This is a genomic window from Halovalidus salilacus (genome assembly GCF_031852275.1).
GTDB lineage: Archaea > Halobacteriota > Halobacteria > Halobacteriales > Natrialbaceae > Halovalidus > Halovalidus salilacus.
On sequence record NZ_CP134700.1, the window covers coordinates 4030461 to 4050641 of the forward strand.

The following is a 20181-nucleotide window of genomic DNA, read 5'->3' on the forward strand; positions in this document are numbered from 1 at the left end:
CGTCTCGTGAGTTCCGCGAACCGGCCCATCTGATCGAAATTGGCCCTGTCACCTCTCTCGTGGTCGTCAATTCGCGACGTCACGTCGATAGCTACGCTCTCAGGCGTTCGGATCGACCGTCGCGCTTCCGGATGACCCAGCCAGCGTGCCCACAGATCGGTGCATGAACCGGCATCCGAGGAGCCGTCTACCGGCGGCGATGTCCATCGCCAGCTGGCATCAGCTGGTTCAGCCGAGGTTGTAGATGACGGGTTCGTTCTGCCGATCGACCGTCACGCGACCCTCGTCTTCGAGCACATCGAGGTAGCCGATCGCGATCGACTGCGTCGCGATCGTATCCATGGCGCGGTGGTCGTCGAACAGCTCTACGTGGAGTTCGTAGGCGGTGAGCGGTCCGTTCGACCGTAGCACGCCGGCGGCCTTCCGAACGCCCGAGCGCACCGTCTCGACGATCTCGTCGATCCGGCCGGCCGGATCTTCGATCGTCGCTCCGTGACCGGGGTGAAACGTCGCTTCGTCGAACAACCGTATCCGTTCGAGGGCGTCGAGGTATGCCGGGAGGCTCCGCGTTCGCTCGCCGTTCGCATCGGGCTGGAGACAGACGAGAGGCGTGGGAACGTACGGACCGTCGACGTGGTCGCCGACGAACGCCCTCTCCCCCTCGCGGTCGAGAAACGAGATGGATGCGGGGGAATGACCTGGGGTCTCGAGGACGGTCAACTCGGTCCCCACGTCGACCACGTCCCCGCTGGTCAGCGTCACGTCCGGCCGAACGTCCTCCCAAAGCCCCGTATAGTCGTTTTCGGGTTCGACGACCATCCGCCTGGCGACATCGGGTGGGACACCCATCGACTCAAGAAACGGTACGAGGTGGGTCAGTTCCCGCTGGAAATACCCGTCGAGGTCGGCGAGCATCGACGTCGCGTCCTCGTGGGCGTAGACCTCGGCCCCTGATCGATCGGCGATCCACCGGGCCAAACCGAAGTGGTCCATGTGGGGGTGTGTGACGAGCACTCGGTCGATGTCGGCGACGTCGACCCCCACTGCCGACAGTCCCTGCCGCAACCCGTCCTTCGAGGCCGGTGAGTTGAGGCCGGTGTCGATCAGCGTCAGTTCGTCTGCCACGAGCAGGTAGACGTTCACGGTTTCAAACTCGAACGGCGTCGGTAACTGGATGCGGGAGACCTCCATTGGTACGTTATCTTCCGAAACGAAACGGAAAACCCGTTTCGGTGTCTACTTCGTGTCAGTGTGGAGTCGTTTTCAGCGTCGAGGGGCTCGTGGAAGAGTGACGCGTCGGACGGCTCGTGTATCCGCTCAAAGCGGCCGATAGACAGTCGTACTGGTTGCGGAGCAGTTTCGTGAGGATCCAATTAGATCGATCACCTTGAGAACGACAACCCTATACTGCTGGAAACGAAACCCGTATCTTATCCGTATGGACTTTGAGCTTTCGGAGGATCACAAACTGATGAAGCGTGGCGTGAAAGACATCGCCTCCCAATATGGCGTCGACTACTGGCAGGAGGTCCACGAGACCGGCCGTCAGCCGACCGAAATCTTCGACGACCTCGCCAAGGGGGGCTGGTTCGGAGCGCCGTTGCCGGTCGAGTACGGAGGGCAGGGGCTCAACCTGCTTGACACCGTGATCGTCCTGGAGGCGCTCTGCGATGAACACTGCTGGGAGACGACGTTTCGGTTCACAATGAGTACGGTCTTCGGCGGCATCTCGCTCGTCGAGAACGGGACCGTGGAGCAAAAAGAGCGGTACATCCCGGAGATCGCCGAGGACGGGGCGGTCTGGGCGCTCGGGATGACCGAGCCCGACGCGGGACTGAACTCCGCGCGTATCTCGACGTTCGCGGAGAAAGACGGCGACGAGTTCGTCATCAACGGCCGGAAGCAGTGGATCTCGGGGATGGAGTTCGCCGACCACCTGCTACTGATCGCGCGGACGACGCCCTACGACGAGGTCGACAACCGCTTTGACGGACTCACGATGTTCATCGTCGATCCGAACGATCCCGCCATCGAGTACAGCGAGATCCCCCTCGACATGTACTACACGGAACCGACCTACGACCTGTTCATCGAGGACCTGCACGTTCACGAGGACCAGGTGCTCGGCGAGGTCGGGAACGGCCTCTACCAAGTGTTCGGCATGCTCAACGTCGAACGCGTAACCGCGGCGATCTCGGGCTGGGGAGCCGGCAAAGAGGCGCTGGACCGGGGCGTCCAGTACGCCAAAGATCGCGAGGTGTGGTCCGAACCAATCGGCGCTCACCAGGCGATCCAGCACCCGCTGGCGGAGGCCCACACCAAGATCGAATCCGCACGGACGCAGCTCCGCAAGGCCGCCTGGAAGTACGACAACGGCGCCGAGGACGTCGGCGAGACCGCCAACATCGCGAAGTACCTCGCCGCCCAGGCTGGCTGGGAGGCCGCCGAGGCCTCGATGTCGGTTCACGGCGGGATGTCCGCCAGCCAGGAGATGGGTATCGCCGCCTGCTGGGGCGTCGCCCGTCACCAGCGTACCGGCCCCGTCTCCGAGGAGATGATCCTCAACCACATCGGGCAGCACGTTCTCGGCCTTCCGCGTTCGTACGGTAACTGATTCACGGCCACTCGATCTCGTTCTCGACGGACCTCTACACCTTTACCGTGTTCGCTCGATCGAATTCACGGTCTCGACCAGGACCGAGACGACGTCGCCGCGCCGAGGTTGAATCTTTCTGTCACCCCCGGCGGGCTGTGATGTACTCCTGCCGCACTGCCCTTGCGCCGCCTCAACGCCCGGTCCAGCCACCAGAGGAAACATTGATACGACTCGATCGGAATATACCTGTTACGACGGATCGATGTGGGATCTTCGGCCGCTCGGCCAGCCGCCGTGCGCGGACCGTGATCCCATCCGATCGACTCCGACTCGAACAGAGACCATGCCAGAAATCGACGAACCATTCACCATCGACGCACCGCCGGAAGCGAGCTGGGAGTACCTGACCGACATGGAAAACTTCGCTTCGTACCTACCGGGCCTCGTAGACTACGAGGAGATCGACGACGTCCGCTCGGAGTGGACGGTCGAGATCGACCTCTCGATGTTTTCGAAACAGCTCACCTTCGACGTCGAGGTTCTCGAAGAAGAGTACCCGAAGGCGTCGTTCGTCCTCGACCCGCGGGACCAGCCGGCCGACGGCGAGGGCTCGGTCCGCTTCGAATCCAACAGTGACGACGTAACGGAGATACATCTCCACGTCGAGAGCGAGGCCAGCGGCCGGATGGCGCCGTTCCTGAACAAGGTCATCGACAAGGCTCTCAACAAGGTGAGCGATGAGTTCGTCGAAAACATCAAGGACGCCGAGATCCCATCCCAGACGAACTGAATCGAATTTCCATACTTGATCGCGAGTCGAGTCGACCGTCCCGTCCATTTCGGTTGCCCGTCTACCGGACCGAACACCAGCGTCTTGACGAGCAGTTCGGGCGGTGGCTGCGGCGCGCACCAGTCCAGTTTCCGTTTCGGTCTCGTTCCCGTTCCAGGTCAGTGTCGACCTGGGTATTCAGCCGTCGTTCCGATTGCAAGGGAATCGGCCGGTTCTGTAGATGTTCGCCGATCAGGCTATGTCGGTCGCCCGCTCGGCGGCGGACTCGCCGGCGAGATAGCCGAAGACGACGTTCGGGCCGAGGGTGCCGCCACCGCCGGCGTAGCCGATGCCCATCACGTGGGAGGTCCCGTTCGAGGCCGCGTAGAGGCCGGGGATCTCCTCGTCATTCACGTCGACGACCGCTCCCTCCGGCGTCGTCACCAGGCCGCCTTTCGTCCCGAGCGAACCGGCCTGCACGTCAATGGCGTAAAACGGCGGCTCGTTCAGCGGCGCGAGGTTAGGGTGGTCGGCGTCCGCGTCACCCGTTTCGCGATCGTGCCCGCTCTGGCCGCGGTGGAAGTCCGGATCCTCGCCCTCGCGGGCGTGCTCGTTGAATCGCTTGACGGTCTCGCGCAGGCCTTGGGGATCGATGCCCTTCTTCTCCGCGAGTTCCTCGAGGGTTTCACCCGATACCAGCCACTCAGGATCGTCTTGGTGGGGCATCACGGTCAGCATGGCGTACCGTTCTCGGGCAGACTGATCAAAGATGACGTACGCTGGCAGATTCTCGTATTCGTAGTCGTGGGGGTCGAAGATCCGGAATCGTTTCCCGAGATCGACGTAATTGCCCGATTCGTTGCAGAACCGTTCACCGTCGGCGTTGACCATGAGCGTCGCGGGGAGAGTTCGCTCGGCCAAGAGGATGCGGTTGAGCGGCGAGCCATCTTCCCAGCTTTCGCCGGGGACGTGGCCGGCGGGACACCACCAGGCTTCGTTCATATTGCCGAGCTTGGCGCCGATCTCCATGCCCATCTTGATGCCGTCGCCCTCGTTCTGGGGCACGCTCGTCGGAGCGTCCATCGGACCGGCGAGGAAGTGCTCGCACAGTTCCTCGTCCCACTCCATGCCGCCGGCGGCGATGACGACACTCTCCGCTTCGATGGCGGTTTCTTCGCCGCCGACCTCGGCGACGAGACCGACGACCGCGTCGTCGTCGACGACAAGTTCTTCGGCGGGTGCATCGGTTTCGAAGTCGACTCCGCGGTCGAGACAGGTCTCGTAGAGGCCGGCGATCAGGGCCTGGCCGGTGCCGATCTGATTGTTCTCCATCCGCTCGGCGAGTTCCTCCCAATCGGCGACCACGGGGAACTTCGCCATCCCGCCGGAGGTCATCATCTCGCCGATCGTGGTCGGGATCGGCGTTTGGGGGTTGTCCCGCACGTCGTCGAGTCGGTCGCCGAGGCGATTCCCGTCGTATAGTTTCGGGACGATACTTTGACCCTCGTCCCGCCCTCCTCGGAACTGGGGGTGGTAGTCGGGGTAATGGGCGAACGCGAACTCCAGTGGCGTCTCCTCTTCGAGTCGGTCCACGACCTTGGGACCGCGTTCGACGAACTGGCGGATCATCTCGTCGGGAACGCGACCGCCGGCGATCTGTCTGATGTAGTTCTGGACGTCCTCTGGCGGGTTCTCGCCGATCGCCTCGACAACCGGTCGGCTGTTCGGGATCCAGACGGCCCCGCCGGAGACGGCGGTCGTCCCGCCGAGGACCTCGGCCTTTTCGAGGACGAGTGTTTCGGCGCCAGCGTCAGCGGCGGCCAGAGCAGCAGTGAGTCCGGATCCACCCGAGCCGACGACGACGGTGTCAACCGAACGGTCCCAGTCGGTTGCAGATGCTTTGCGCATAGTCACCGGTGTACGTTCCGTTCCAAAGTAGATTTCGACTACTACTGATGGGTGCAGTAATAGCCCTACATCGTTCGTCCACAGTCGTCGCAACTGGTACCCCGTTCTCGCCACCACGTTTTCCCTGATCGACTTGTCGCCATAGAGTCGGTCCGGGCACCCGAATCTATTACTCGCCTCCGGCAGACTGTGGAGTATGGTCACGCAAATCAAAGATAGCGACGACCTTCACGAACTGCTGCAAGGAACCTACTTCGACGCCGTCGACGCGGGCGACGCCGGTACGGCGGCGTCCGCGATGCACCCCGACGTCGACTGGACGCACATGCAAGTCTGGGAACACGACGGACACACGAGTCGAGAGACCGACTCGCTCGACGGCCGCGAGGAGCTCCGCGCGTTTCTCGACGCTCGTGTCGACGAGATGCAGGTCGTCGGGATCGAACACAAGGTTCGCGACATTGTCTACGAAGACGGCCGCGGCGGATTCAGGGCCGAAGTGGTCGGTCCGGAAGGCGATACCGCTGGCTTCATCGGCTGGGTCGAGATGACCGACGACCTCATCTCGCGGTACACCGTCGCGCCCGAGTCGGTTTCCGAGTGATCTCGCGGCCGTCAGCCGCGTTCGACGAGGCCCACCGGTCACGGTGGTCTCACTGCTGGGATAGCGTGCGTGAACTGCAGTGCGGTCTCGGTCGCGAATTCGTCCGGCTGATCGACGCCTAATTAGGAACGTGTACGTCATTACCCAACATTTATCATAATTGCCGGTCCCTCTTCGTCTATGAGTTGGGAAGACGCTTACCGCCTCCACGAGCAGGAGTGGGACAGCTACGAGGAACTCTACGACTCGTTCTCCTGGGAGTTACCTGAAACGTTCAACCTCGCAAGGTACGTTTGCGACCGCTGGGCGGACGACGATGGACGGATCGCGCTCCATGCCGAGCCAACTGACGGCAGTCGAACGTCCTACACCTACGCCGAACTCGCCACGTTGTCGAACCAGCTCGCGAATGCCTTCGCGAACCTAGGCGTCGAGCGGGGTGACCGGGTCGCGCTCGCCGCACCCCAGCGCGTCGAGACGCTCCTCGTGAACCTCGCCGCCTGGAAGCTCGGCGCGATCAGCGTCCCCTTGGCGCCGCAGTTCGGTCCGGACGCGATGGCCTATCGCGTCGGCGACAGCGGGGCGGCGATCTGCGTCGTGGGCGGGGACAACCTCGAGACGATCCGGGATGCCCGTTCCGACCTTCCGTCTCTCGAGAACACGGTGGCGATGGACGACGAGGAAACGCTCGAAGACGGCGAACTGTCCCTGTGGTCGATCATCGAGGACGAATCCGAGACGTTCGACGTGGTCGAAACCGATCCGGACGAAGACGCCGTCATCGTCTTCACGAGCGGTACGACCGGCGATCCGAAGGGGGTCAGGACGCCCCACCGGCTACTGATCGGATGTCTGCCCGGCTACCTAACGATCCATTGCAACCTCGAACTCGACGAGGACACGACGTGGCGGACGCCGGCGGGCTGGGGCTGGATGGTCTTTTTCGTCAGCACCGCGACGCTGTTCTACGGGGGGACGCTCGTCGCCTACGACGGCCGGTACGATCCGGAGGTCGAACTCGAACTCATCGAGCGCTACGACGTGACGAATTGGTTCGCTCCGCCGACGGTCATCCGAATGATGATGCAGGTCGAGGACGCCGACACCTACGACGTCGACTCGGTTCGGACGATCCCGACCGGAGGCGAAGCGGTCGGCCAGAGCATCATCGACTGGGCCGACGATCTCTTCGGCAATTGTACCGTCAATGAGGCCTACGGGCAGAGCGAAGCCCTGCTCACGATCGGCGAGTGCGGTGCCGTCCTCGAGAGCAAAGAGGGCATGATGGGCAAGCCGGTCCCCGGTCACGAGGTCGACGTGGTCGACACCGAAACCGCGGAACCTCTCGGACCCGGCGAGGTGGGTGAGATCGCCGTCAAACACGAGGAGAACCCAGTCATCTTCAACGGCTACTGGAACAAACCCGAGCTCACCGAGGAGAAGTTCGTGGACGGATGGCTCCTGACCGAAGACCTCGGGAAGAAAGACGAGGACGGCTACGTGTCCTTTCAGGGTCGGAAGGACGACGTCATCATCTGTTCGGGCTACCGCGTCAGCCCGGAGGAACTAGAAGAGACGCTCGCGACCCACGAAGCGGTCGCCGACGCCGGCGTGATCGGCGTCGACGACGAGACCCGCGGGAAGGTGCCGAAGGCGTTCATCGTCGCCGCGGACAGCTACTCGCCGTCCGACGACCTCGCCGAAACTCTTCAGCACTTCATCAAGGATCGGCTCGCCCCGTACGAGTACCCCCGCTACATCGAGTTCATAGACGAACTCCCGACGACCCGGGTATCGGGTAAGCTCAAGCGCTCGAAACTACGAGAGTGGGAAGGAGATGCCTAGACGCCGCTCGACGAGCGCCGTCATCTCGACAAGGGGGCCACCGAACCGCATCCAGGATGCCGCCCGCCATGGCGTGGGTTTTGACGGGTTCCTCACCGGTCGCGGTGACCCGCAAATGGGCTCCGTTCGGACCAGCTACCGGTCCCGTCCGGCTGCGTTCTGCCCGGCGATGAACCCGTAGACGATGTTCGGGCCGATCGTCGCACCGCCGCCGGCGTAGCCGATTCCCATGATGTGGGCCGCGCTGTTCGAGGCCGCGGAGAGGTTGGGGATCGGCTTGTCGTCGTAATCGAGGACTGCCGCGTCGACGGTGGTCACCAGGCCACCTTTCATTCCGATAGTTCCCGGTTTAATCTCCAGACCGTAGTACGGGGGTTCGTTCAGCGGAGCGAGGTTGGGATGGTCGGCCCCCGGATCACCCTTCTTGTTCGCGTAGGGTGTGCCTCCGCTCCCATTACGGAGTCCTCGCCATCACGGACGTTTTCATTGTGCGTTTCGATCGTCCTCCTGAGTCCGTCGGCGTCGATACCCAACGTCTCGGCGAGTTCCTCGATCGTCTCGCCCTTCGCGACCCACTCGGGAAGGTCGTCCTCCGGGAGCACCTGCCCCTCGATCGCGTACCTCTTTCGGAAGCCGTGGTCCATGATCTCGAACGCCGGCAAGTTCTTATACTCGAACGCCTTGGGGTCGAAGTCGTGGAGGGTCTTGCCGAAGTCCGAGTAGTTCGTCGTCTTGTCTGCGAACCGCTCGCCCCGCGCGTTGACGACGATCGCGCCGGGGAGTTGACGACTGTTAGCGATTCGGTGGAGCTGCGTCCCATCCTCCCACGTTTCGCTCGGAACCGTGTGGGTCGGGAACCAGAACGTCCGCAACATGTTGCCGAGTTTCGCCCCGAGTTCGGCACCCATCTCGATCCCATCGCCCTCGTTATACGGGGGACTCGCTGGGGCTGTGAGCGGGCCGTTGAGGAAGTTCGCCACGCCTTCCGAGACGATCATCCACCAGTGATTTTATCTCGTCATGGCGGGAACGGTTAGAATGAGCGTAACATAATGCCACAGATACGCACACTAGAGGCGACCGTCGCTGCGGACACCTACCCGGCGATCGAACGGACGCTGATCGACGGCATCTCGGGCGGCGAGTCGGAGCCGACGGTCATGCAGTGGACCTTCGACGACGACCTGTTCCTCGAACTCGGTCCGGTCGAAGACGCCGCGCTCATCGACCGCGACCGCGCGGAGGCCCACGGGGTCTCCTACGGACGCCGATACAACGTCAGCGGCGGGACCGGCTTCTTCCGCCAGGATCACACGCCGGTGTTGTACGCCTTCTTCCCCGACCGCGGCGAGCACACCATGGCCGAGTACATCGACCTCGCCGGCGAGGCGATGGCGGGCGCCCTTCGCGACGCCGGCGTCGAAAACGCCACCTACCGCGACGGCGGCGACGTCGAACTCGTCCCGGAAGACGACGGCCAACTCTTGAAGATCGGCGTCTCCGGCGCGGGTTACCAGGACGGCGTCTGGGGCGTCTTCGCGAACGTCATCTACCGGAGTTACGGTCCCGACGAGTTCGAAATCATCAACGACGTGATGCGCCTGCCCAAGGAGAAGTTCGAAGACAAAGAGACCGACAGCGTCGAGGGCCGGATGACCTCCGTCACCGAGGTCGCCCCCGACCTCGAACTGGCGGCCGTTCTCGACGCCGCGACCGAGCGCCTGGCCGACATCGCCGGCGGGACACCTGAACCCGGGTCGTTCACGGAGGAAGAGGAGGCGGCGGTCGAGTCACACCGACAGGCGTTCGGCGACAGCGAATGGTTCGAGCACTACTCGACGACCGAACTGATCGAAAGTGCCGGTCCGGATGATCGCGTGGCGGAGGTGGCCTACAAGGGCCGCAAGCTGATCAAGGCGAGCGTCTGCGTCAACGCGGATGGGACGATCGATCGGATGCAGTTCACCGGAGACATGTACCACCGGCCGGGCTTCGACACGATCGACCGACTCAACGAGGCGGTGGCCGGCACGGAGCTGGCGGACGACGACGCCCTCCGGGCGGCCGTCGAGTCGGTCTACCAGCAGGAGGACGTCGAGATACCGTGGCTTCCTCCAGAGGACTTCGTCCAGCCGCTACGCCGTGCACGGGACAATCTCGTTCCCGCTTCCGAGTTCTCGCGGGAGTAATCCGCCGGTTGTTCGTGCGGCTCGTCCGTCGTTGTATCTCGTTGCACACGGCGGCCACCTGTTTTCGGCCAACTCGCCGGCGAGGTGCAGTTTCGATCCGTTAGGTGGGCTCGTAGTACCAGGTCTCCTCGCCGGTTCTGACGACCGCACCCTCGTCTTCGAGCAGGTCGAGGTGTCCGATGATCTCCGACATACCGGGGAACACTTCGGTCACGGGGAGGTCCGGGAAGAGTTCGTTCATGAGATCGTAGGCAGTCGCTCGTCCCTCGGCCTCGAGAATCGATGCGATCCGACGTTTCCGCGACTGGTGGTGGTCGATGATCTCGTCGATCCGCGCCGGCAGATCGGTCACCGGCCCACGGTGGCCTCCGCGGGCGCCCCCGATCCCGGTCTTGCGGAGCCGAGCGAGCGAGTCGAGGTACGTCGGGAGGCTTCGCGTCCGCTCGTCGCTTGTCCCAGGAACGATCGTGAGCAGCGGATTCGGGGAAATTCCGGCCATGACGTGGTCGCCGGTGTAGGCAACGTCGTTCGTCCAATCGATGTAGCAGACCGATCCAGGGCAGTGGCCGGGCGTGTGGAGGATATTGAGGTCGGACCCGACGTCGAGGCGGTCACCGTCGCCGATCGGCTCGTCGACAGTGATCGGCTCCTGGAAATCGACGAACGACGTCGGCAGTGACACGACGGTCCCTACGGTCGACGTGGGAACACCCATTCGGGCGAAGTACGGCTCGAAGACCGCCTGCTCGCGCTTGAGGTGAGCGTCCGGGTCTGCCAGCATCTCGACGGCTTCATGGTGGGCGTACACCGTCGCCTCCGAACGCTCCCGAATTCTCGAAGCGAGACCGAAGTGATCCATATGTGGGTGTGTGATGAGGACGCGATCCACGTCCTCGACCGTGTACCCTCGTTTCTCGAACTGGGCGGTCAACGCCTCGTAGGCCTCGTCGGTCGCCGGTCCAGGATCGATCAGCGTCAGCCCGTCCCCGTCGAACAGGTAGCCGTTCACCCGTCCGATGTGAAACGGGGTCGGGATCTCAAGTCGGTCGACTTGATCCATGTCACCGACTCGATAGCCACTCGTATAATTGCTGTGGTGGTTGAGGTCGAGGGCCCTACCGCGACGTGATTTCGTCGAGGGGGCACCCCATTGGTAGACCGCCGATATCGCCCGTTCGACGGACAAAGTCCTAAAATCGTTCGAATGATATCCCTGATTCGCCCGTTTGTAATTATCGATCTGGTCTCACCTACTCTGCGGTTTATCCTCACGTACGATGGGCCTCACGTCGATCTGCCTCAGGGAAACCGATCCTCAAGGTTTACCGGTTGGGGGACGCCCTGGGGAGTAAGCACTTCGCCGGTGAGGTAGGAGGCCGCCGGACTCGCGAGGAACTGGACAATGTCGGCGATTTCCTCGGGGTGGCCGATCGTTCGGTCGACGGTCTCCCGGCTGGCGATCCCGTCGACCGGCTCGTCGAGGACGTGGTCGACCCCTGGCGTGAGCACGACGCCGGGGGCGACCGCGTTAACGCGAACATCGTCGGCCGCCCACTCCTGGGCGACCGACTTCGTGAGGTGCGAGACTGCCGCTTTCGCCGCGCCGTAGTGGCTCTGCTGTGGCGATGGGTACTGCGTGACGAAACTCGAGAAGTTGACGATCGAGCCACCACCAGACTCACGCATCTCCTCACCAATCAGTTGTGTGCAGTTGACCGTCCCGATGAGATTCACGTCGACGATCGTCCGCCAGCCGTTTGGCGAGATGTCCGCGAACTCCAAGAAGAAGTTGGCCCCCGCATTGTTCACGAGGATGTCGACCCCACCGAATGAGTCTACCGCCGTCTCGGCCAGTGAAGTCACGGCGTCCCGGTCGCGAACGTCACACTCGACGGACCGGACAGCCCCGTAAGAGGTGGTCTCGCGTATTCCGTTGGCGGCCTCAGCGGCCCGGGAAGCCTCACGAGAGCACAATACGACGTTCGCTCCCTGGGTCGCAAACTGTTCGGCGATCGTCCGCCCGATCCCGCTGGAACCCCCAGTGATAACGGCGGTTTGTCCAGCGACGCTGAACTGGCTGGTCATTGGTACTGCGACTCTATCTGGGGCATCCACAGTAACTCTTTGGTAGTAACTCCGGCGCTCATGCTGATCACGTGGTGATTCCGTCATCGAATGCCTACCTCCCCGAGAAATACATCAACGCCTGGGAAAGGTTTAAATATTGGCGTGCGTAGCCTACCTCCATGCCAAATGATGGCAACTCTCCAGGGGTAGTGGGAGCTAGGCGAGCAATAGAAACGTTCAACCGACGGCGGTTTCTGAAAGCAACCGGCGCAGGGGCGTTAGCTGCCGGTGGTGCCGGGTGTATCGGTGGTACCGGCGGCGATGGCGGCGATGGCGACGGAATAACACTCGGTGCACTGGTCGCAATGCCGGGTGACTTCGCTGGCGGGACGGCCCATCAGGAGGCCGCCGAGTTGGCGGTCCAGCAGATCAACGACGACGCGGGTCTTCTCGATCAGGAGGTTGATCTGATCGTCAAAGACACCGAGCTTGACCCGGCCACGTCCCGATCCAAGTACCGCGAACTCGTGCTTGACGAGCAAGTCGACGCGACGGTCGGGCTGTTCGGCTCGGAGGAAGGCCTGGCTGTCGCCGAAGAGATTCCAAAACACGAGACGCTGCACATCTTCGCCGGGGTCGCCGACACGGCGATCAACGATCAAATCCGGAACAACTACGACCAGTCCAAATACATGTTCCGGGCGATGTACAACGGCGTTCACTACGGCCGGAATCTGGCAGCCGTAATGGACGCCAAGTGGGAGGACTGGGGATTCGAACGAATCGGGGTCGCCGTTGAGGACATCGAAGGATTCACCAACACGATCAAGCCGACTGCTCTCGATAACGCACCCGACTTCGTGGAAGTCGAGTTCGAGCAGTCCTTCTCCGTCGATACCTCCGACTTCGCACCGATCCTGGACCAGGCAGAGGACGCCGACATCGACATGTTGTTCGCGTTCGTCTCTCAGGCAGGCGCTGGTCTCACGGCGGAATGGGCCCAGCGCCAGCCGGACTTCCACTACGGTGGAGCCGACGTCCACGCCGGCGAACCGGCCCAGTGGGAGAACACTGACGGGGTCGTCGAAGGCGTCTGGTCGTATGTCGGTGGAGGCGCACCCGGGGTCGAACCAACCGAGCGAACCGGTGAGATGATCGCCGCTCACGAGGAGATGCACGGTCACGTACCCCAACACGCACAGGGGTACACGATGTACGATTCGGTCATGGCCTGGAAGGAGGCCGTCGAAACTGCGGAAACGACCAACTCAGACGAGCTAATCCCGGTGCTTGAACAGGATGTCGAGTTTGAGGCGACGACAGGAATGCTCTCCTTCCAAGAGCAGGACGGGGAGTTCCCACACGACCCCGTCTTCGGTGACGACGGCGTCCAGCCGCCGATCATGCAGTGGCAGGAAGTAGACGGCGAAGGGCAACAGGTCGGGCTGTGGCCCGACGCTGTCAAAACGGGCGAACTGCAGGACCCACCCTGGTTCTAGACCGCAATCGTCGTTTTGTCCGATTTCAGTCGAATCGTCGCCGCTCGAGGCATCGTCACCGCATCGATGGCGGTCGCCCCTTCGAGCAGAGGTTGGACCGTTAGTCGTCCGGTTGAGCCGAACGAGCGGTTCTCGATGCGCCCAGAATGCAAAGCGTCGGTGATGATCTCCGACGGCGTCTTCAGACTCTCGAAGGTACCAAATTCGATACCTCGGTGACCGAAAATACTAAGTCGAGTGTGAGACACCTACAAACATGGTCGATGTACTGCAACTAGCTACCAATGCGACCGTCCTGAGCGCGTTCTACGCGCTCATCGCTGTCGGCTTTACCATGATATTCGGAGTTGCCGATATTCTAAACATCGCCCACGGTGCGGCCATCATCGTCGGAGGATTCACGGCGTACTACACGACCAGGGTAATGGAACTGGATTCCTGGACCGGGGGGATGGCGGCTGTGGTACTCGGCGCCGCCTTTAGCGTCCTCGTGTACAAGATGTTCGTCAAGCGTGTCGAACACGACGAAATTCTCGTCGTGATCGTCACGCTCGCGCTGTTACTCCTGACCGAATACACGTTTCGATCCCTGGCAGGATCGTCGACACATTTGATTCCAGGACTCATCGACGGGCGAACGCACGTCGGTTCAGTTGGTATCCAGAACAACGAGATAATCATGTTCGTCCTGTCCTGGATCCTTATCATCGCTCTCCTCCTGCTCGTAAACCGTACCTGGACGGGCCGGGGGATTAAGGCGATGAGTCAGACGAAACGCGGTGCTGCACTCGTCGGCATTGACCACGAACGGACGACGACGTACACGTATGCGATCGCGGGTGCTCTCGCCGGTCTCGCCGGTCTGTTTTTCGGGATCCGTCAGGGCGTGACCTTCGACATGGGACTAGATCCGTTACTGATCGCGTTCGCGATCGTGATCATCGGTGGAATCGGTTCAATTAAAGGGAGCGTCGTCGGCGCGTACATCGTCGGTAGCCTCGAGACGATTACGACGACGGTGATCGACGCCCGATTGACCGGCGTCATTGCGCTCGCAGTGTTGCTGATCGTACTATTAGTTAAACCCCATGGCCTGTACGGCCGACCGGGTGAGGAATAACCATGGCTGAAAACGCACACACGAAGGGCAGTGACGAATCAGAAGGCAGTATCGGCCGGCTCAAGCGCGTTCCACCGAGTTACTATCTTGCTGCGGGTTTTCTGGTGTTCCTCGCACTCATCCCCGGCGTACTCGGGACGACGACGATCCTGTTGCTCACCTACTCGTTATTCTTCGTAATGTTCGTAATTAGCTGGGACTTCGTTTCGGGGTACACCGGCCTCATGAGTTTCGGCCACACGCTGTTCTTCGCCGTAGGCGGGTACACGGCTGCGATCCTCAACGTCCACTACGGGGTTCACCCCGCCCTCGGAATCATCGCCGGAGTAATTTTGGCAGCGGTCGCTGGTCTCCTGTATGGGCTGCCAGCGCGTAATATCGAAGGACACTATCTTGCGCTAATGACGCTGCTTCCGCCGCTGATCATGGAACGGCTGTTTCGCCTGTTTAAAGACACGACCGGCGGCAGTACGGGTCTTATCGGTGCCGAGAACTTGATTGAGATGGACAGCTTCGCCATGACGGCCTGGGTCAACTACTATCTAGCGTTTGGGCTGTTCCTCTTCATTTTCCTGCTCGCATGGGTCATCACCCGCTCGGACACGGGGACGATATTCACCGCGATCAAAGAGAGCGAAGATGCAGTCGCGTCCGTTGGGATCAACCCGGACAAGTACAAGGTATACGCATTCGTCATGAGCGCGATGATGGGCGGACTTGCGGGCGCCGTGTTCGTCCACACGCCGGCCGGCAGCGCCTCACCGAGCCAGTTGCTCTCCCTTGTGGTAATAATTGACGTCCTGCTCGCGAGCATCCTCGGCGGTCTTGGAACGATCACCGGAGCGGTTGTCGGCGGCATGACGATCTTCTGGGTGCGCGAGTGGCTGAGCGACATCAGCTGGACCATTCCGGTACTTGATGTTAGCGTCAGCGATATCAACGACGTCCTGTTCTTCCTCCTACTACTCGCACTGCTCATGTTCCTCGCCCAGGGACTCGTTCCGTGGGTTCAGAAGCGCGGCCAGCGCTTGCTAGAGCGGCGCCAAGTAGGTGACCCGGAGGTCGCAACCGACGGCGGTCCGACGCCCGACGATCGAACGGACCCCAGCCACCCGGAAGCTACAGGCGATCGATCGAATAAAGAACGAACCGCCGATAATCAGGGTGAGACACGATGAGCCGTGAGATCAACGCGGCTGATGTGGACGAAACGAACAGCGTTGAGGGTAAACTGATCTTGGAAGTAGACTGTCTGACGAAGAAGTTCGGCGGACTAACCGCCGTAAACAACCTCTCGTTTGAGGTTCACGAACAGGAAATTCTCGGCGTGATCGGGCCGAACGGCGCCGGGAAATCGACGACGTTCAACTGCATTTTCGGCACATACAAACCGACGCGCGGGACGGTTCGATTCGACGGCGAGGACATCACGGGCGAACCGGCGCACAGGGTCGCCAGAGCTGGCATCGCTCGGACGTTCCAAACCTTCCGACCGTTGGAAGACCGGGATGTCCTCGCGAACGTCGAGCTGTCGAAGGTGTCTGACAAGCTCTTCACTTTCGACGGCATCTTCGGCGGGACCGAAGACGAAGCGCGAGCGGTGTGCGAGCGGGTCGGCCTCGGTGATGACATTCACAAGACGCCCGACGAGTTGCCTCACGCCGGTATGATCCGCCTCGAAATCGCCAGGGCGATCGCGACGGATCCGGACCTTCTCCTAATCGACGAACCATTTGCCGGCTTGTCGGCGACGGAGGTCGAACGGCTTTCGACGCTCTTCTCGGAGCTTCGCGAGGAGGGACTAACGCTCATCATCATTGACCACAACATGCGAGGACTCATGGAACTCATCGACCGCGGCGTCGTGATCAACTTCGGCTCGAAGATCGCCGAAGGATCTCCGGAAGAAATTCAGTCAGACAAGAAGGTTCAGGAAGCCTACCTGGGGGGTGAGGGGATATGACCGTGAACGCGCCGCTGCTGGAGGCATCCTCGCTGTCGGTCGCCTACGGGAAGGTACAGGCCCTTCGCAACGTCGACATCCACGTCGACTCGGGGGAAATCGTCTCGATCATCGGCCCGAACGGCGCCGGCAAGACGACTTTCGCGGACACGATCAGTGGCTTCCTTCCGTACGAGGGGACGGTGATGTACCGCGGCGAGGAAGTCGAGACGGTCGAGCAGAGTTCGCTGGTCGAAAACGGGATGATCTATTGCACGGAAAAGCGTGACCTGTTTCCGTTCATGACCGTCGCGGAGAACCTGGAACTCGGCGCGTTCCACAACCGGGATGCGCTCGAGGGGAGCCGGGAGTTCGTCTACGACCTCTTCCCTCGGCTTGAAGAACGAGCGGATCAGGAGGCGAGAACGATGTCCGGCGGGGAACAGCAGATGCTCGCGATCGGCCGCTCGCTGATGGGTGATCCGACCCTCCTCGTCCTCGACGAGCCGACAATCGGACTCGCGCCCGTCATCGTCGAAGACATCAGCGATGCACTCAACGCGATCGTCGATCAGGGTGTTACGGTGCTACTTGCCGAGCAAAACGTCAGCTTCGCGCTTGACCACGCCGATCGGATCTACCTCCTGGAGAACGGGACCGTCAACAAGACGGGCGTCGCTGCGGAGATGAAAGGCGACGACTATATCCGCGAGACCTACGTGGGGACGTAGTCATCGACGATCCGGTCGAACTCCTCTCGTGCATTACCCCGCCGGTTCGAGTATTCCAGAGCGCCGTTCGCCGTCGTGACTCAATCTGCGATCGTCGATTCGAGAGGCTATAAATCCTAAACTATAAGGCTTGTATTAAACTACTTCATCTAATTTTTCGTTGTGAGCAGCAATGCCCCCGGGGTAGTTCAGGAATATACTCCCTTTCCTGGGTACGTCATCCATGTACCAGGAGTCTGCTTTCGGAAACAGCGTTTGATCGGCGACGTCGTTGCTGTGCACAACTTACTCTCTGCTTTTTTGGTCGGTTTTATGAACGAATACCCGTTGTCCAACGTGGCCGTGAGTTATATAAAAACGTCTAGTCATAACTTCCTCGCTTCTCAAATTCTTTGGACTACGACAGTGCCAATTAAAAGTGCTAATAAATACAGGGCAGAGACAACTGTTCTAAAAGCAGGAGACTGAATCTGTAGTAAAGTCAGTACACTTCACGGAATCGAACTTCGGCCGTGCTCGCCTTAGACTTCACGGACTCGATCCGTCTCGTCGACTTCCCACTTTTCGAGATCTTCTCTGACAACCTTTCCGGTCGCCGACCGAGGGAGATTGTCGGGACGGGTAATTTTCATGTATTGTGGAAGCTTATAGTTCGCGAGATTCTCCTCCAACAACTCCATGAGTTCATCTACGTTGACCTCATCAGGAGAGTAGGTGCTCACGATCGCACACGGGACTTCTCCCCACTTCTCGTCGGGGACTCGAACGACCGTCGCTTCTTCTATCTCCTCGCGTTGGAGGAGAATTTTTTCTATCTCTGCAGGATAGATATTTTCTCCTCCGCTTTTGATTAGGTACTTTCGGCGGTTGATGAAACTGTACGTGCCATTGTCGTTGTACTCGAAGATATCGCCAGTCCGGAACCACCCGTCCTTGAAGTCCTCTTCATTGGCCTCTGGATTGTTGATATAACCGCTGCAGAGAGACGGCCCACGTACAGCGAGTTCCCCCCGCTCTTCCACTTCGTTCCAATTCTCGTCGATGAGTTTCAGATCGACGAACGACGACTCTACCTTTTGGAGATCCTCGTTGTCCGGACGGACACCTACCGGGATGTCGTTCCCTGCGCTCAATACATTCCCGACCTCGGTAGCGCCATAGGAGTTGGTGAATGGCATGTTGAATTTCTCCGTGACCCGCTGGATTTTTTTCGGGTCAACAAGATCAACTAAAGCGCCCACGCCTCTGATTTCGCGCATGTTCTCAACATCGATGTCATTTTCTTCGAGATAATCAAGGAAAGTGTTTATTACCCCGGGAAGGAGGAACAGCCATCCAATTCCCCCCTCGTCTTCCTCAAGGAGGATTTCGACGATGCGTTCGTTGTCGAAACCATTGGGTGGATAGTAGGTTCCGCCAAGAGTGAACACTGCCGGGAGAGCATCCGCCGAGATTATGTGGAACAGCGGCGCCCACGCAATCCACCCATCGCCTCGCTCCATATTCCAATCGGTGATGTAGTTCTGTCCTCGAGCCAGCCACGCTCGGTGGCTTATTACAACACCCTTTGGAAGACCAGTGGTCCCCGACGTGTAAAGGACGACTAGTCCTTGTTCGGGATCGGCCGTGTATTCAGGAGCGGGCTCCTCAGATGACCCCTCGGCGATTAGCGTCTCGTAGGAGATGTCACTATCGTCTCCGTCAAGATTGATGATCTCCGGCGGATCTTCAATCCCGTCTTCAATCCATTGGGCTTTCTCCCGATATTGCTTGGAGACTATAAGTGCGTCCGGGTTGACGAGGCTAGCACAGTGAACGAGCTCCTCTTTTTCGAGCCGCCAGTTTAGTGCAGGGACTACGAATCCGACCTTCGCAGCAGCGAAATATGGTTCTATGTACTCCCCCCGATTCTCCGCGAGGACAGCGACTCGAGCTTGTCCTTTTTCATATCCGCGGTCAAGCAGCGCATTCGCGAGTGAATTGACGCGTTCATTGAGTTCGGCGTACGTAACCTTCCGATGAGGTTCACTGACGGCAGTCCGATCCGCGTACATCCGTGCGGCCTTACGGATCAAATCACCAACATTGAAATGTTGGGACTGGTCTACGAACGATTCTTGATCTTCCAACCCTAAATCGAAGTTGAACTCCATACGCCTTGATCATCTCTAACAAGGATCATAAATATTTGCCTTCATCTGGGAATGGATGGAATGAGATTAAATTGCCATCGGCGTTTCAACCCAGCCGTCGTCGTACGGCGAGAAGTATTTCGCCTCGTAGGAGAGTTTATTAATGAACCACTCGTCACCTTCCTTGGTGAAATCGATTGTGTAGAAGCCAGCGAGCCACGCTGCTCCCATATCTTCCACGTGACCGAGATCAAGGAAGTGCCAGCGTCCTGTGGCAGTGTCTCCATCCACGCTAATCCATGGGTTGATTGCCAAGTGGAAGGAATCGAGGATTCCCGTCTCCCCCTCAACGTATCCTTCGAGAAACTCCCTAAGTTCGTCCTTTCCGTCGTATCGCCCAAAGTCGCTGTAATCAAGGACACAATCATCGGTCATCAGCTCTAGGACGCCATCAACATTGTGTTTGTCCATCCTGAGCATGTAACAATGGGCCAGGTTCGATACTGTCAACGCTGCTGCGGGATCTTCTATCTCTTTCATGATACGAGTTGTCAATCAATATGGAACAATAAATAACTTTTGTTGAATGTGATCCCGCTCCATTCCCAAGATGAACCGTCTTCCAACTGAGTACCCTCAGTGCGCCATGTATCCACTGTCGACCGGAGACACGTTCTCGGAGTCGAAGGAGACATATCCTCCAAACACAGCCAGACGATGGCGTTCGCGGCTACATTCGGAATCCTTGAATCATCCCGTTGCCTTTCCTCTAATCACGG

Annotated in this window: 18 protein-coding genes; 10 read left to right on the top strand and 8 right to left on the bottom strand. The window is 60.2% G+C overall.

Going from position 1 to position 20181, the window contains the following annotated elements:
• Positions 1-228: 228 nt before the first annotated feature.
• The gene (locus RJT68_RS19835; RefSeq protein ID WP_407038241.1) at positions 229-1191 is read right to left on the bottom strand and encodes an MBL fold metallo-hydrolase; all 963 of its coding nucleotides are present in this window, start codon (positions 1189-1191) and stop codon (positions 229-231) included.
• Positions 1192-1438: 247 nt separating this feature from the next.
• Between RJT68_RS19835 and RJT68_RS19840 the strand changes: the two genes are divergently transcribed.
• Together RJT68_RS19840 and RJT68_RS19845 are read left to right on the top strand one after the other, a co-directional pair.
• The gene (locus RJT68_RS19840) at positions 1439-2614 is read left to right on the top strand and encodes an acyl-CoA dehydrogenase family protein (protein ID WP_407038242.1); all 1176 of its coding nucleotides are present in this window, start codon (positions 1439-1441) and stop codon (positions 2612-2614) included.
• A gap of 325 nt (positions 2615-2939) precedes the next feature.
• A complete protein-coding gene (locus tag RJT68_RS19845; protein WP_407038243.1) occupies positions 2940-3386 on the top strand; it encodes a CoxG family protein in 447 nt (148 codons plus the stop codon).
• Between the two features lie 231 nt (positions 3387-3617).
• On the opposite strand, the gene RJT68_RS19850 is transcribed toward RJT68_RS19845, so the two are convergent.
• Positions 3618-5273, bottom strand: coding sequence for an FAD-dependent oxidoreductase (locus RJT68_RS19850; RefSeq protein ID WP_407038244.1), 1656 nt, complete (start codon positions 5271-5273; stop codon positions 3618-3620).
• 196 nt (positions 5274-5469) lie between these two features.
• Here RJT68_RS19850 and RJT68_RS19855 point away from each other — a divergent pair, with 196 nt between their 5' ends.
• Positions 5470-5877: a nuclear transport factor 2 family protein gene (locus RJT68_RS19855; RefSeq protein WP_407038245.1), complete on the top strand. Its 408-nt coding sequence runs from the start codon at positions 5470-5472 to the stop codon at positions 5875-5877.
• A 180-nt stretch (positions 5878-6057) separates the two neighbouring features.
• Positions 6058-7722: an acyl-CoA synthetase gene (locus tag RJT68_RS19860; RefSeq protein ID WP_407038246.1), complete on the top strand. Its 1665-nt coding sequence runs from the start codon at positions 6058-6060 to the stop codon at positions 7720-7722.
• Between the two features lie 135 nt (positions 7723-7857).
• On the opposite strand, the gene RJT68_RS19865 is transcribed toward RJT68_RS19860, so the two are convergent.
• Together RJT68_RS19865 and RJT68_RS19870 are read right to left on the bottom strand one after the other, a co-directional pair.
• Positions 7858-8055: an FAD-binding protein gene (locus RJT68_RS19865; RefSeq protein WP_407038247.1), complete on the bottom strand. Its 198-nt coding sequence runs from the start codon at positions 8053-8055 to the stop codon at positions 7858-7860.
• Positions 8056-8102: 47 nt separating this feature from the next.
• Positions 8103-8720 carry an FAD-binding protein gene (locus RJT68_RS19870; protein ID WP_407038248.1) on the bottom strand — a complete coding sequence of 206 codons (618 nt, stop codon included), beginning with the start codon at positions 8718-8720 and terminating at the stop codon, positions 8103-8105.
• 54 nt (positions 8721-8774) lie between these two features.
• On the opposite strand from RJT68_RS19870, the gene RJT68_RS19875 reads away from it, so the two are divergent.
• Complete coding sequence (locus RJT68_RS19875; RefSeq protein ID WP_407038249.1) at positions 8775-9911, top strand: lipoate--protein ligase family protein; 1137 nt, start codon at positions 8775-8777, stop codon at positions 9909-9911.
• Positions 9912-10011: 100 nt separating this feature from the next.
• Here the strand turns inward: RJT68_RS19875 and RJT68_RS19880 are convergent, their stop codons facing one another.
• Positions 10012-10971, bottom strand: a complete 960-nt coding sequence (locus RJT68_RS19880; protein WP_407038250.1) for an MBL fold metallo-hydrolase — start codon at positions 10969-10971, stop codon at positions 10012-10014.
• Positions 10972-11210: 239 nt separating this feature from the next.
• Entirely contained in the window at positions 11211-11996 is a 786-nt protein-coding gene (locus RJT68_RS19885) for an SDR family NAD(P)-dependent oxidoreductase (protein ID WP_407038251.1), read from the bottom strand.
• A gap of 161 nt (positions 11997-12157) precedes the next feature.
• On the opposite strand from RJT68_RS19885, the gene RJT68_RS19890 reads away from it, so the two are divergent.
• The 5 genes from RJT68_RS19890 (at position 12158) to RJT68_RS19910 (ending at position 17270) form a co-directional block, all read left to right on the top strand.
• A complete protein-coding gene (locus RJT68_RS19890) occupies positions 12158-13477 on the top strand; it encodes an ABC transporter substrate-binding protein (RefSeq protein ID WP_407038252.1) in 1320 nt (439 codons plus the stop codon).
• Between the two features lie 256 nt (positions 13478-13733).
• Positions 13734-14597 carry a branched-chain amino acid ABC transporter permease gene (locus RJT68_RS19895; RefSeq protein WP_407038253.1) on the top strand — a complete coding sequence of 288 codons (864 nt, stop codon included), beginning with the start codon at positions 13734-13736 and terminating at the stop codon, positions 14595-14597.
• A gap of 2 nt (positions 14598-14599) precedes the next feature.
• Positions 14600-15775, top strand: coding sequence for a branched-chain amino acid ABC transporter permease (locus RJT68_RS19900; protein ID WP_407038254.1), 1176 nt, complete (start codon positions 14600-14602; stop codon positions 15773-15775).
• Positions 15772-16560 carry an ABC transporter ATP-binding protein gene (locus tag RJT68_RS19905; protein ID WP_407038255.1) on the top strand — a complete coding sequence of 263 codons (789 nt, stop codon included), beginning with the start codon at positions 15772-15774 and terminating at the stop codon, positions 16558-16560. Before RJT68_RS19900 ends, RJT68_RS19905 begins: the two co-directional genes overlap by 4 nt.
• Positions 16557-17270, top strand: coding sequence for an ABC transporter ATP-binding protein (locus RJT68_RS19910; protein WP_407038256.1), 714 nt, complete (start codon positions 16557-16559; stop codon positions 17268-17270). The genes RJT68_RS19905 and RJT68_RS19910 overlap by 4 nt, the downstream gene beginning before the upstream one ends.
• A 521-nt stretch (positions 17271-17791) precedes the next feature.
• Here the strand turns inward: RJT68_RS19910 and RJT68_RS19915 are convergent.
• Positions 17792-19423 carry a class I adenylate-forming enzyme family protein gene (locus RJT68_RS19915; protein ID WP_407038257.1) on the bottom strand — a complete coding sequence of 544 codons (1632 nt, stop codon included), beginning with the start codon at positions 19421-19423 and terminating at the stop codon, positions 17792-17794.
• A gap of 66 nt (positions 19424-19489) precedes the next feature.
• A complete protein-coding gene (locus RJT68_RS19920; protein WP_407038258.1) occupies positions 19490-19942 on the bottom strand; it encodes a nuclear transport factor 2 family protein in 453 nt (150 codons plus the stop codon).
• Positions 19943-20181 lie beyond the last annotated feature (239 nt).